Below are 12001 nucleotides of genomic sequence, written 5' to 3' on the forward strand. Positions count from 1 at the left end.
CCGAGGCGTCCGCTCAGGCGAACGACGTCGCGGGCTCGCTGCGGTAGCGCGACGCGCGGCCGTGGATGCCGAGCGCCTTCCAGACGCGGCGGGCCACCGGGTTCATCAGGCCGGACTCCTCGGCCAGCATCCGCACGTCCGAGAAGAGCTCGGAGAGGAACTCCTTCGACTCCGCCGAGCCCCAGAACAGCTCGGCGAGCACCTCGTCCGGGATGTCGAACTCCTCCTGGAACTCCTTCGCCGGCACCAGGATCGCGTCACCGAGGACGCGCATCACGATCGGGAACGAGATCGAGGTGAGGAACCGGCTGAAGCGCCCGACGCGCGGAGCCTTGCGCTTGATGTACTCGTGGGCGAACGAGATGTGGCGCGCCTCCTCCGCCACGTGGATCTCCATGATCCGCTTGATCATGGGGTGCACCTCGGCGTCGTCGCGCAGCATCGCCTTCTGCGTGTGGTCGATCGGCTCCTCGCCGGCCAGGACGCCGATGAAGAAGATCAGCGGCAGCGGGCCGGCGGCCAGCGGCAGGAAGGAGCTGGCGCGGCGCAGCCAGCGCGGCATGCCCGGGGCGTCGGTCCCGATCCGGTTCACGCCCTGCTGGAACATCTGCGTGTGGTGGCACTCCTCCGTCGCCTCGTGGGTCAGGTAGCGGAACTCGCGCGACCCGTTCGGCGTCGTGAAGACGTACTGCATGATCCCGCGGATCAGGATGTTTTCGAACTGCAGCCCGACCTTGAAGATGTTGGCGTAGCGCCACTGGCCGACCCGGATCTGCTCCTCGAGCGGTAGCGAGCGGTACCACGGGTGGCGGCCCACCGGGTCGACGTGGGGCAGCACCCAGCGCGGGTCGTCCGCACGCACCTCGAAGTCCGGGTGGTCCCAGTCGATGTCGGCGAAGGCGTCGAAGTGCCGCTCGACCGACGCGACGGAGAGACGGTGCAGGACCTCGTCGTACTCCTCGTCCGTCAGGCCCTCCGGGACCTCCGGCTCCTGCCAGTCGATCAGCTCGAGACGGGACCTCGCCGGAGCGATCGGGCTCGACGCGGTGCTCTCGGATGCCTGGGCGGTCATCGCTGTCTCCTCACGGTCGCGGGCACCGCCCCGCAGGGGGCTCGGTGCCGTGGCGTGGGCGCCACGTCACTCGATCGTGCGTCGCTCGGAGAACGATGTCAAGGGTTATGTAACATTCGGAGTGTCAGATAGCCGGCGGGGGTCCCTCCGGGGCTGCGGCCTGCGCCGCGAGGGCCTGGCGACGCACCACCCAGATGCGCTGGACGACCGTGACGGTGCTCGCGGCGGCGAGCGCCCAGAGGGTCACCTGCATCAGGATCGGCAGTCCGAACAGGCCCGAGAGGCCGGTCATGACCAGGATCGCGACGAGCCGGTCGGCCCGCTCCGCGATGCCCACCTTGGCCTCGAAGCCGAGGCCCTCCGCGCGCGCCCGGGCGTACGACGTGACGCTGCCCATGACCAGGCACACGAGGCTCAGCACCAGGTACAGCTCCGAGTCCCCCGGGCCGGCGAAGTACAGCGCCAGGCCGCCGAAGATGGCTCCGTCGCCGATCCGGTCGAGCGTCGAGTCGAGGAACGCGCCGAACTTGCTGCTGCGGCCCGTCTCGCGGGCCATGAAGCCGTCGATGAGGTCCGAGAACACGAACGCGGTGATGAAGAGCACGCCGATGAGCAGCTCGCCCATCGGGAAGAACACGAGCGCACCGACGCACACGCCCAGCGTGCCGACGAGGGTGACCGCGTCGGGGCTCACGCCGCGGCGGATCAGGAAGCGGGCGATGGGCGAGAGGAGACGGGTCCAGAACCCGCGGAAGCGCTCGAGCATGATGGCGTGAGACTAGTCGTGCACGAGGGCCCGGCACGCCTCGGCCACGGCGCTCGGCGCGCCCGCCGCGTACCACTCCACGCCCTCGTGGGCGATCCGGCGGGTCGTGCCGCCGGCCCCACGGACGATGGCGGCCCCGGGGAGCTCGTCCCACGGCGGCACCGAGTGCTGCAGCACCAGGCCGAGGTGACCCTGCGCGACCGCGGTCGCGTCCATGCTCCCCGACCCGAGCACCCGGGTCACGGCCGCGCCCTGCGAGGCGCGCACGAACGCGGCGCCCGTGGGGCCGGACAGACTGCTGGGGTGGAAGTACGTCGCGAGGCTCGCGCGCTCGAGCGGCACGTCGGGAAGCGGGTCGAGCCGCCGGCCGTCGCGGGCCGAGCCGATCGCGGGGCCGCCCAGGAACAGCTGGTCGTCGTGGGGGTGGTAGATCGCGCCGAGCACCAGCTCGTCGCCGTCGAGCAGCGCGAGAGCGGAGCACCACCAGGTCAGGCCGGAGAGGAAGTTGTAGGTGCCGTCGACGGGGTCGACCACCCATCGGCGCCCGCTGCTGCCGGCCTCGTCGACGCCCTCCTCCCCCAGGATCCCGTCGGCGGGCCGGGCGTCGGCCAGGCGGCCGGCGACGAGCTCCTCGGCCGCGTGGTCGGCGGCCGTCACGACGTCCGAGACCGAGGTCTTGCGTGCCACGTCGAGGCCCTCGACGCCCTCGGCGCGCATCCGGGCCGCCAGCCCGCCGGCCTCGCGGACCAGCGCGCCCGCGAGGCGCATGTCCTCGACCAGGTGGGCGGGGACGTCCAGTCCTGCGACGCCGCTCACGACTCCCACACCCCGCGCAGCAGGTCGCGGGTCTCGACCAGCAGCTGCGGCAGCGTCTTCGTGCCACCGATGACCGTCATGAAGTTCGAGTCGCCCGACCAGCGGGGCACGACGTGCTGGTGGAGGTGGGCGGCCAGCGAGCCGCCCGCCGAGCGGCCGAGGTTGAGGCCCACGTTGAAGGCGTCGGGCTGCGCCACCGCCCGCACCGCCCGGATCGCCGACTTCGTCATCGCCGAGACCTCGTCGGTCTCCGTGTCGGTCAGGTCCGTGTAGTCCGCGACGTGGCGGTAGGGCAGCACCATGAGGTGGCCCGGGTTGTACGGGTACAGGTTGAGGACCGCGAACGTCTCCGCGCCCCGGGCCACGACCAGGTCGTCGGCATCGGCCTGGTCGCCCGCCACCATGGCGCAGAACGGGCAGGACGGCTCGGGGCGCGGCGCCGGGTCGTCTCCACCACGGATGTACGCCATCCGGTGCGGCGTGTAGAGCCGCATCAGCCCGTCGGGGTCGCTCACAGGTGCTCCTGTCTCGTCGGTCAGAACTGGTGGAACCAGCGTCCCAGGTCGGGCGCCACGCCCGGGCAGGTGACGTTCTGGTCGCGGTCGTCGGCCACCCACTGGCCCAGCACGGCGGGGCCGCCCTGGATCACCCAGTCGCTGCCGCACCGGCTCAGCGCCTCGTCGCGGGAGGTGTGGCCCGCGGCCCGCCACTCCCCGACGCCGAGCTCGAGGTCGCCCACGATCTGCTCCCACAGGTACGGCGTCGAGTAGACGCCGATGTCCAGGCCCGCGTCGGCGTACCCGCGGGCCAGCCCCTCCACCACCGCGGCGTTGGCGGCCGTGTCGTCGCTCCAGTCGAAGTCCGGGACGGGCTCGACGTCGATCCACACGGCCGGGGCGGGCAGGCCGGCCGCACGCATGGACGCGACGTTGAACTGCGCCTGGGCCCACCCGGTGTTGCGCAGGGCGCCGGCCGGGTCGTCGCCGTCGAAGGGCCCGGCGTCGCGGTGCGCGGCCAGCTCGGCGTCGTCGGGGTAGCTCGCCACGGCGTACGCCCCGCCCAGCAGCCGCCGCTCGGCGACCCACGCGACCTGGTCGGCCAGGCAGGGGTTGACGTGGAAGCCGGGGCCGTTGGTGAGGCCGACGACGACGTACTCGGCCTCCTCGAGCGGCATCGGCATCCCCAGCGTGCGCTTCTCGGGGATCCCCAGACCGCGCGGGCACTGCGGCCAGCTGATGTCGCCACCGGGCACGACCTCGTCCGCACCGCGGGTCGCCTGCTCCCCCGCCAGGTCCTCGGCCCGCCCGGCCAGGTCGGCGGCGTCCGCTCCCGGCGACGGCCCGGTCGTCGGACCCGCCGAGGTCGTGCTCGGGGACGCGCTCGGGGTCGAGGTCGAGCTCGAGGCGCCCCCGGCATCCCCGGCGTCCTCCGACCTGGGCTCTCCGCTGCAGGCCGTCAGGAGCCCGACGACGAGCAGCGCGGGGACGGCCGCGACGCGGCGCCGCGCCCGTCCCCGCACCGGCACGTCGAGCCTCAGACCTGGGTGCGCGAGGCGACGGCGTCGATGACGCGCTGCAGCGCCTCGTCGACGGGCACGCCGTTGTCCTGGTCGCCGTTGCGGTAGCGGAAGGACACCGCACCCGCCTCGACGTCCTTGTCGCCGACGATCACCATGAACGGCACCTTCTGCAGCTGCGCGTTGCGGATCTTCTTCTGCATGCGGTCGTCGGAGTCGTCGACCTCGACGCGGATGCCGGCCGCCCGCAGCCGCTTCGCGACGTCGTACAGGTAGTCCACGTGCCGCTCGGCGACCGGGATCGCCTGGACCTGGACCGGCGCCAGCCAGGGCGGGAAGGCGCCCGCGTAGTGCTCGACGAGGACGCCCATGAACCGCTCGATCGACCCGAACTTCGCGGCGTGGATCATCACCGGCTGCTGCTTCGAGCCGTCGGTCGAGGTGTAGGTCAGGTCGAAGCCCTGCGGCTGGTTGAAGTCGTACTGCACCGTGCCCATCTGCCAGGTCCGGCCGATGGCGTCCTTGGCCTGCACCGAGATCTTCGGGCCGTAGAACGCGGCACCGCCCGGGTCGGGCACGAGCTCGAGGCCGGACTCGGTCGCGACCTGCTCGAGGATCGCGGTGGCGGTCTCCCACTGCTCCGGCGTGCCGACGAACTTCTCCGCCTTCGTCTCGTCGCGCGTCGAGAGCTCGAGGTAGAAGTCGTCGAGCCCGAAGTCGCGCAGCACCCCCAGCATGAAGTCGAGGAGATGCTTGACCTCCGCGGGCGCCTGCTCGGGGGTGCAGTAGGAGTGCGAGTCGTCCTGCGCGAAGCCCCGGACCCGGGTCAGGCCGTGGATCACGCCGGACTTCTCGTAGCGGTAGACGTGCCCGAACTCGAACAGCCGCAGCGGCAGCTCGCGGTAGGACCGCCCGCGCGAGCGGAAGATCAGGTTGTGCATGGGGCAGTTCATGGCCTTGAGGTAGTAGTTCTCGCCCTCGAACTCCATCGGCGGGAACATGCCGTCCGCGTAGTACGGCAGGTGCCCCGAGAGGTGGAACGTGCCCTCCTTCGAGATGTGGGGGGTGCCCACGTACTCGAAGCCCTCCTCGATGTGGCGCTGGCGGACGTAGTCCTCCATCGCCCGCTTGATCACGCCGCCCTTGGGGTGGAAGACCGGCAGGCCGGAGCCGATCTCGTCGGGGAAGCTGAACAGGTCGAGGTCGCGGCCCAGCTTGCGGTGGTCGCGGCGCTCGGCCTCCTCGAGGCGGTGCAGGTGCGCCTCGAGGGCCTCCTTGCTCTCCCACGCCGTGCCGTAGACGCGCTGCAGCTGCTTGTTCTTCTCGTCGCCGCGCCAGTAGGCCGCGGCCGAGCGCATCAGCGTGAAGGCCGGGATCCGCTTGGTGGTGGGCAGGTGGGGCCCGCGGCACAGGTCCTTCCAGACCACGTCACCGCTGCGACCGATGTTGTCGTAGATCGTCAGCTCGCCGGCGCCGACCTCGGCTCCTGCGCCCTCCGCGATGTCCTGCGCCGCGTTCTCCGCCGCGCCGCCGCCCTTGAGGGCGATCAGCTCGAGCTTGTACGGCTCGTCCTTCAGCTCGGTGAGCGCGTCGGCGTCGGTGGTGACCCGGCGCGAGAAGCGCTGGTTCTCCTTGACGATCTTGCGCATCCGGGTCTCGATCTTCGCGAGGTCCTCGGGGGTGAACGGGGTCTCGACGTCGAAGTCGTAGTAGAAGCCGTCCTTGATCGGCGGCCCGATACCCAGCTTCGCCTCGGGGTAGAGCTGCTGCACCGCCTGCGCCAGGACGTGGGCCGTCGAGTGCCGCAGGATGTCGTAGCCGTCGGGGCTGGTCAGCTCGACGGCCTCGACCTCGTCGCCGTCGACGAGCTCGTAGGACAGGTCCTTCAGCTGGCCGGCCACGCGGGCGGCGATCACGTCGGGCTGCTCGGCGAACAGCTCCCAGGCCTTCGTGCCCGTCGTGACCGTCCGCTCCTCACGCGCGTCGGCGTGGATGCGGGCGATCTGGATCTCGGACACTCCGGTCCTCCTGTGCTGTCGGTGCCGACGGACGCGCCGTCGACCTGCGGTGGCGTGCAGGGCGTACGCACGTCGCGCCCGCCCGCCGCGATGCTATCGGCACCGGGCGGCCCGGCTCGCGCCGGTTTCGGGTGCGGTCGGGCCTCAGGCGAGGTCGCGGTAACGACGCGCCCTGGCGAGCTCGGCCTCCAGCACCGGCGCCGTGACCTGCCGGGGGTTCGCCCAGTCGCCGTCCGTGGCGTAGATGCCGGCGTAGGCGGGCAGGTCGCGCTGGTAGCGCCACCCCTCGGCGAGGGCACCGACGTCGTACGCGTCGTAGCCGAGGTCGTCGAGCAGGCCCGTGGCGGTCTCCTTCGCGGCGGCGTCGTCGCCCGCGATCGGCAGCACGCTGCGCTCGGGATCGCCGGAGGGACGGGCCAGGTCGAGGAGGTGGCGGAAGAAGATGTTGTTGAACGCCTTCACGACCGAGGCGCCGGGCAGGTGGGCCTGCAGGAGCTCGCTCGTCGTCGTGGACTCGTCGTCGAGCGCGCTGATCGCGCCGTCGCGCTCCGGGTAGTAGTTGTTGGTGTCGACGACGACCTTGCCGGCCAGCAGGTCCGCGGGCACCGACCGGTAGGCGTGCAGCGGGACCGTCACGACGACGATGTCGCCCTCCGTCGCCGCCTGCTCGCGGGTGCCGGGCCTCGCTTTGCCGCCGATGTCCGCGACGAGGTCGACGAGGGTCTCCGGCCCCCTGCTGTTGCTGAGCACGACGTCGTAGCCCGCGGCGACCGCGAGCCGGGCGAGCGTGCTGCCGATGTTGCCTGCACCGATGAGTCCGAGGGTGGTCATGCCGCGACAACCGCCGGGGCGGGCACAGGATTCCCGGCCGCCTCGAACGACGCCAGGCGGGAGGCGCGCAGCGCGAACGAGCCGGCCTCGCCGCGGTCCGCCTGCAGGTCGGCCAGGCGCCGCATCGCCGAGCACGTCGCGCCGTGCCCCGCGCTGCGGCACGCCCGGTCATCGGCGGCCAGCTCGACGAGCAGCTCCACGTAGCTGCGCAGCCGGCGTGACGCCCGCACGGGAACCGCCACCGCCAACGCGTGCGCCGCTCCGGTGAGCCAGGCGTGGCGGCCCCGGAGGTGGCCCACCTCGTGGGCGAGGACGGCGTCCAGCTCCGTGGCCCCGAGGGCGTCGACGACCCCCTCCGAGACGTAGACGCGGCCGCGGCGTCCCGGCACCGCGCAGGCGACCACGCGGTCGGTGCGCAGCACGACGACGTCGACGTCCCCGCGCCGTGACGTCCGCGATCCCAGCAGCGCGGCGACCTCGTCCATGTGGTCGCGCAGGTCGCGGTTGGCGAACACGACCCGGTCGAGGCGCGAGAGGCACCGCGCGAGGAGCGCGACCGTCACCGCCACCACGAGCCACACGGCGACCTCGGTGGCCACGACGAGGGCGTACGGCGTGGAGGCGTGCCGACAGTCCAGCAGCGAGACGCAGGACAGCACCAGCGCGCCGCTCACCGCGACCGCGCCGCTGGCCGCCGCTCCGAACCAGACGCCCAGCGCCAGCGAGGGGTGCCGCGACCACCACGTGCCGCGGGCCAGGAGGGCGGGACCGACGACGGTGACGAACGCTGCGTAGAGCCCGAGCGCGGCGGCGGCGAGGTGCCAGGGGCCGGTGAGGGCGGGGAGCCCGGCGAGCACCGACCCCATGTCAGGCCTGCCCGTCGGGGCTGCCGACCGCTCGCCGCAGGGCCGCGAGACCGTCGGCGTCGAGCCCCCCGGTGAAGTGCCGCAGCACGCCCTCGGGGTCGCGGCTGGCGAGCAGCCGCTCGAGCATGGCGTGGCCGACGTGCTCCTCCTCGGAGGAGGCGGCCTCGAACTGGATGTCGCGGGTGCCGGTGCGGCGGACCTGCCCCTTGGCCGCGAGGCGGTCGAGGGCGGTGAGGATGGTGGTGTGGGCCGGCCGGGGCTCCGGCATGAGCCCCACGACCTCGCGCGCGGTCAGCGGCCGGGCCGCGTCCCACAGCAGCCGCATGACCTGTCCCTCGAGCGCGCCGCGCGGGCGTCGCTGCACCACCATCGGGTCCCCTCCGTCCGGCGCCGACCGGACCCCGTCCGGCCTCGGTGCGCCGCGCCCGAGCGTACTGCTCAGCCGATCCGCCCCACGAGGTCCTCGAGGCCGGCGCCGGTCGCCACGGGCTGTCGCGCGAGGACCGTGCGCGCCTCGTCGAGGCCGTCCTCGACCTGCCACAGCAGCACGCCCACGACCTTCCTGCCGTCCTGCGAGAGGTGGTAGACAACGCTGCGCTCGTCGTTGAGGTGGTCCTCGACCAGCGGCGCCGAGGGGTCCAGCGTGCCGATCGCCTCGAACCGCGTGCCGAACACCTCGGAGTAGAAGTACGGGGTGTGGTCGTAGCTCTCCCCCGAGCCGGCGAGCACGCGACCGGCCACGGTGCCCATGGTCGTGGCGTTGTCGACGTGCTCCACCCGGGTGCGGCCCAGGATCCGGTCCGGGTACGTGGCCACGTCACCCGCCGCCCAGACGCCCGGAGCGCTCGTCGCGAGGTGGCTGTCGACGATCACGCTGCCGTCGTCGGCGGTCGTGATGCCCGCGGCCGTCGCCAGCTCGCCGGCCGGCTCGATGCCCAGGCCCACGACCACGACGTCGGAGTCCAGAGTGGTGCCGTCGTCGAGGTCGACGTGCACCGCGTCGCCCTCGCTGCGCCCGCCGGTGGCGCGGCGCCCGGGCAGCAGCTGCACGCCGTGCGTGCGGAAGAGGTCCTCGTAGCGCTGCGCGAGGGTGGGGGCGAGGAACGAGGCGCCGAGGACACCGTCGGGGTGCACGAGCGTGACCGTGCAGCCGTTCTGCACGAGCGCGGCCGCGATCTCGGTGCCGATCCACCCGCCGCCGACCACCGTGACCCGGGGGTGGGAGGCGGCCAGCTCCCGCAGGCGGTGGTAGTCGGTCAGCGTGCGGTAGTAGAGGACCCGCGGACCGGGCTCCAGTCCGGCCACCTGGCGCGGCCGGCCGCCGGTGGCCAGGAGCAGGCGGCCGTACGCGTACTGCTCCCCCGCCGCGGTGGTCACCGTGCGGGCCTCTGCGTCGAGGACCTCGACCGCGGTGTCGAGGCGCACCGAGGCGCCGGTCGAGTCGGCCGTCGCGAGGGCGGCGTCGTCGAGGCCGAAGTCGGGGTCGGTCCAGAGCTTCTTGGACAGCGCGGGACGCGGGAACGGTGGTGTCGGCTCCTCGCCGAGGACCGCGATCGTGCCGTCCCGGTCCAGCTCGCGGATGCCCTTGGCAGCGGCGTCGGCGCTCATGCCGCCGCCGACGATGACGTAGTCGAACCTGTGCTCGGCGCTCATGGCGCCACCGTGGCACCCGTGCCCAAGCGGGCCGGGACTTGGACGTGGGCCGTACAACCGTCTCGGACGGTGCCGCCACGGCACCCGCGCAGCGAGGAGCGGACCTGATGGACCTGGACATCGACGGCAAGGTGGCACTGGTGACGGGCGGGGACTCGGGCATCGGGTGGCACACGGCCCGGCTGCTGCTCGACGAGGGCGCGACCGTGGTGCTCACCGACCAGGACCAGGACGACCTGGACGAGGCCGCCGCACGCCTCGAGGCACCCGCGGGGCGGCTCCACGCCGTCGCCGCCGACGTCACCTCGGTCGAGGACCTCGCCCGGCTGCACGCCCGTAGCCGCGAGCTCGCGGGCGGCATCGACATCCTGGTGCAGTCCGCCGGCGTCACCGGGGCCCAGGGTCTCTTCCACGAGATCGACGACGAGGGGTGGACCTCCACGCTGGAGATCGACCTGATGGGCCCGGTGCGCATCACCCGGGAGTTCCTGCCGGACCTGCGCGAGGGCGGGTGGGGGCGCATCGTCTACCTGACCAGCGAGGACGCCACCCAGCCCTACGACGACGAGCTGCCCTACTGCGCCGCCAAGGCGGGGGTCCTGTCGTTCGCGAAGGGGCTCTCCCGCACGTACGCCCGGGAGGGCCTGCTGGTGAACTGCGTCTCGCCCGCCTTCATCCGCACCCCGATGACCGACGCGATGATGGAGAAGCGCAGCGACGAGCTGGGGGTCTCCTTCGACGAGGCGGTGACGTCCTTCCTCGACGAGGAGCGGCCGTACATGGAGCTCAAGCGCCGTGGGACGCCCGAGGAGGTGGCGGCCGTGGTCGCCTTCCTCTGCTCCGAGCGCGCGAGCTTCGTCAACGGCTCGAACTACCGCGTCGACTCGGGCAGCGTCGCGACGATCTGAGGACCGCCGGAGCCGGTGGGTGGGTCAGCGACCCCGGCGCCGGGCGGCCGAGCGGACGGTGAGCACGGCCGCGGCCAGCGCCGCCGCGGCGAGGACCAGTGCGACGACGCGCCCCGTGGTGCTCGTCGTGACCACCGCCAGCAGCACCCCGGCCGCGACGACCAGCGCCTGGAGACCGACGAACACCCTCTCGCCACCGTTCATGCCCCCAAGCATCTCAAGCCGGCCGGGGTGTCGTGGCGACGGGCTTCCGCTCCCCCGGCCGCGGGCGCAGACTGGTGGGATGCCGGTCCTCGTGCTGATCACCGCCGTGCCCGCCCTCGCGGTGCTCGCGCTCGCGGTGCTGACCGCGATCGGGGCGCGACGTCGCGGCGGAGGCTGGCCGGTGGTCGTCGCGTCCGGCGCCCTCTTCCCGCTGGCGTGGGTCGCCTGGTACCTCGTCGACGACCGGTCCGCACGCGCGCACTGACGCGCCGCAGCGCTGCGCCGGCGGGCGTACCCGCACCCCGCGGCGTCCGTGCTCAGCGGCGGCGCACGGCCTCCGCGAGGTCGGCGGCGGCCCCGGCCCACTCGGGATGGTCGAACTGGAAGCCCGCCTCCAGGAGCCGACCGGGCACCACGCGGCGGCTCTTCAGCAGCAGCTCGGGGTCGGTGCGCAGCGCCCAGGCGCCGAGCCCGGCCATCCACCGGGTGGCCGGCATACCGGGGCGCCGTCCCCAGGCACGGCGGAGGTCGCGCATCAGCTCGCGCTGCGGCACGGGCCCCGGGGCGGCGAGGTTGACCGGCCCCTCCAGGTCGTCGCGCGAGAGCAGGAGGTCGACCGCCCGGGCGAAGTCGGCGCCGTGGATCCACGAGACGTACTGGCCGCCGCCGGCGACGGGACCGCCGACGCCGAGCCGAGCCATCCGCAGCAGGTAGTCGAGGACGCCGCCCCGGTCCGGGGTCATCACCATCGCACTCCGTAGCGCGACCTTGCGGGTCCCCGGGGTTCTCGCGTCAGCGAGGGCCTCCTCCCAGCGTCGGGCGATCCGCACGCTGTACTCCCAGTAGAGGGGGACGTGGGGCTCCTCGCCGCCGATGACGCCGCTGGCCTCGTCGTGGGCGGGGCCGCGGGTGTCGGCGTAGATCGTCGCGGTGCTCATCTGCAGCCAGACGGCCGGCGGCCTCCGGGCCGCCGCGACCGCCTCGCCGACGGCCCGGGTCGACGCCACGCGGGAGTCCATCATCTGGCGCAGGTTGCGGTCGGTGTAGCGGCAACTGACCGAGCGGCCCGCCAGGTTCACCACGGCGTCCGCTCCGTCGACCTCGTCGTGCCAAGCGCCGGGCGAACGACCGTCCCAGGACACCTGGCGCACCCCGCGCTCGAGGACCTGGGGGGTGCGCGAGACCACCACCACCTCATGGCCCTGCGCGGCGAACGAACGTCGCAACAGCGCTCCGACCTGGCCGGTCCCTCCGGGGACGACGATCTTCATGCGGGCAGGCTAGCGTCACTTTTGAACGCGTTCAAGATAGGTCCACCTGGCCTCGCGGGGCCTAGTCAAAATCGGGTAAT

The 12001-nt window shown here is 73.0% G+C and carries 14 protein-coding genes; 2 read left to right on the plus strand and 12 right to left on the minus strand.

Annotation, left to right across the window (positions count from 1 at the left end; translation table 11 throughout):
* Window positions 1-13 precede the first annotated feature (13 nt).
* The 10 genes from RDV89_RS05565 to RDV89_RS05610 form a co-directional block, all read right to left on the minus strand.
* Entirely contained in the window at window positions 14-1072 is a 1059-nt protein-coding gene (locus tag RDV89_RS05565; protein ID WP_315731949.1) for an AurF N-oxygenase family protein, read from the minus strand.
* A 124-nt stretch (window positions 1073-1196) separates the two neighbouring features.
* Complete coding sequence (gene pgsA, locus RDV89_RS05570) at window positions 1197-1838, minus strand: phosphatidylinositol phosphate synthase (RefSeq protein WP_315731950.1); 642 nt, start codon at window positions 1836-1838, stop codon at window positions 1197-1199.
* 12 nt (window positions 1839-1850) lie between these two features.
* Window positions 1851-2654, minus strand: a complete 804-nt coding sequence (locus RDV89_RS05575; RefSeq protein ID WP_315731951.1) for an inositol monophosphatase family protein — start codon at window positions 2652-2654, stop codon at window positions 1851-1853.
* The gene (locus RDV89_RS05580; protein WP_315731952.1) at window positions 2651-3169 is read right to left on the minus strand and encodes an HIT family protein; all 519 of its coding nucleotides are present in this window, start codon (window positions 3167-3169) and stop codon (window positions 2651-2653) included. The genes RDV89_RS05575 and RDV89_RS05580 overlap by 4 nt, the downstream gene beginning before the upstream one ends.
* A gap of 20 nt (window positions 3170-3189) precedes the next feature.
* Entirely contained in the window at window positions 3190-4179 is a 990-nt protein-coding gene (locus RDV89_RS05585) for a glycoside hydrolase family 25 domain-containing protein (RefSeq protein ID WP_315731953.1), read from the minus strand.
* 8 nt (window positions 4180-4187) lie between these two features.
* Entirely contained in the window at window positions 4188-6188 is a 2001-nt protein-coding gene (thrS, locus tag RDV89_RS05590; protein WP_315731954.1) for a threonine--tRNA ligase, read from the minus strand.
* Window positions 6189-6332: 144 nt separating this feature from the next.
* Window positions 6333-7019 carry an NADPH-dependent F420 reductase gene (locus RDV89_RS05595; RefSeq protein WP_315731955.1) on the minus strand — a complete coding sequence of 229 codons (687 nt, stop codon included), beginning with the start codon at window positions 7017-7019 and terminating at the stop codon, window positions 6333-6335.
* Window positions 7016-7885, minus strand: coding sequence for a M56 family metallopeptidase (locus RDV89_RS05600; protein ID WP_315731956.1), 870 nt, complete (start codon window positions 7883-7885; stop codon window positions 7016-7018). The genes RDV89_RS05595 and RDV89_RS05600 overlap by 4 nt, the downstream gene beginning before the upstream one ends.
* A 1-nt stretch (window position 7886) precedes the next feature.
* Complete coding sequence (locus RDV89_RS05605) at window positions 7887-8255, minus strand: BlaI/MecI/CopY family transcriptional regulator (RefSeq protein ID WP_315731957.1); 369 nt, start codon at window positions 8253-8255, stop codon at window positions 7887-7889.
* 68 nt (window positions 8256-8323) lie between these two features.
* Window positions 8324-9538, minus strand: a complete 1215-nt coding sequence (locus RDV89_RS05610; protein ID WP_315731958.1) for an NAD(P)/FAD-dependent oxidoreductase — start codon at window positions 9536-9538, stop codon at window positions 8324-8326.
* Between the two features lie 107 nt (window positions 9539-9645).
* Between RDV89_RS05610 and RDV89_RS05615 the strand changes: the two genes are divergently transcribed.
* Window positions 9646-10446, plus strand: a complete 801-nt coding sequence (locus RDV89_RS05615; RefSeq protein WP_315731959.1) for an SDR family NAD(P)-dependent oxidoreductase — start codon at window positions 9646-9648, stop codon at window positions 10444-10446.
* Window positions 10447-10470: 24 nt separating this feature from the next.
* Here the strand turns inward: RDV89_RS05615 and RDV89_RS05620 are convergent, their stop codons facing one another.
* Window positions 10471-10650: a hypothetical protein gene (locus tag RDV89_RS05620; RefSeq protein ID WP_315731960.1), complete on the minus strand. Its 180-nt coding sequence runs from the start codon at window positions 10648-10650 to the stop codon at window positions 10471-10473.
* 79 nt (window positions 10651-10729) lie between these two features.
* Here RDV89_RS05620 and RDV89_RS05625 point away from each other — a divergent pair, with 79 nt between their 5' ends.
* Window positions 10730-10915, plus strand: a complete 186-nt coding sequence (locus RDV89_RS05625) for a hypothetical protein (protein WP_315731961.1) — start codon at window positions 10730-10732, stop codon at window positions 10913-10915.
* 52 nt (window positions 10916-10967) lie between these two features.
* Here the strand turns inward: RDV89_RS05625 and RDV89_RS05630 are convergent, their stop codons facing one another.
* Window positions 10968-11921 carry an epimerase gene (locus tag RDV89_RS05630; protein WP_315731962.1) on the minus strand — a complete coding sequence of 318 codons (954 nt, stop codon included), beginning with the start codon at window positions 11919-11921 and terminating at the stop codon, window positions 10968-10970.
* Between the last annotated feature and the right edge of the window lie 80 nt (window positions 11922-12001).

The sequence above is a fragment of the Nocardioides imazamoxiresistens genome, from assembly GCF_032378595.1.
Taxonomy (GTDB): Bacteria; Actinomycetota; Actinomycetes; order Propionibacteriales; family Nocardioidaceae; genus Nocardioides; species Nocardioides imazamoxiresistens.

Excerpts from the sequence above, each read along its gene's own strand:
- RDV89_RS05610 (WP_315731958.1), bottom strand. The coding sequence starts at position 9,538 with ATGAGCGCCGAGCACAGGTTCGACTACGTCATCGTCGGCGGCGGCATG.
- RDV89_RS05620 (WP_315731960.1), bottom strand. The coding sequence starts at position 10,650 with ATGAACGGTGGCGAGAGGGTGTTCGTCGGTCTCCAGGCGCTGGTCGTC.
- RDV89_RS05605 (WP_315731957.1), bottom strand. The coding sequence starts at position 8,255 with ATGGTGGTGCAGCGACGCCCGCGCGGCGCGCTCGAGGGACAGGTCATG.
- RDV89_RS05615 (WP_315731959.1), top strand. The coding sequence starts at position 9,646 with ATGGACCTGGACATCGACGGCAAGGTGGCACTGGTGACGGGCGGGGAC.
- pgsA (WP_315731950.1), bottom strand. The coding sequence starts at position 1,838 with ATGCTCGAGCGCTTCCGCGGGTTCTGGACCCGTCTCCTCTCGCCCATC.
- RDV89_RS05600 (WP_315731956.1), bottom strand. The coding sequence starts at position 7,885 with ATGGGGTCGGTGCTCGCCGGGCTCCCCGCCCTCACCGGCCCCTGGCAC.
- RDV89_RS05595 (WP_315731955.1), bottom strand. The coding sequence starts at position 7,019 with ATGACCACCCTCGGACTCATCGGTGCAGGCAACATCGGCAGCACGCTC.
- RDV89_RS05630 (WP_315731962.1), bottom strand. The coding sequence starts at position 11,921 with ATGAAGATCGTCGTCCCCGGAGGGACCGGCCAGGTCGGAGCGCTGTTG.
- RDV89_RS05625 (WP_315731961.1), top strand. The coding sequence starts at position 10,730 with ATGCCGGTCCTCGTGCTGATCACCGCCGTGCCCGCCCTCGCGGTGCTC.
- RDV89_RS05565 (WP_315731949.1), bottom strand. The coding sequence starts at position 1,072 with ATGACCGCCCAGGCATCCGAGAGCACCGCGTCGAGCCCGATCGCTCCG.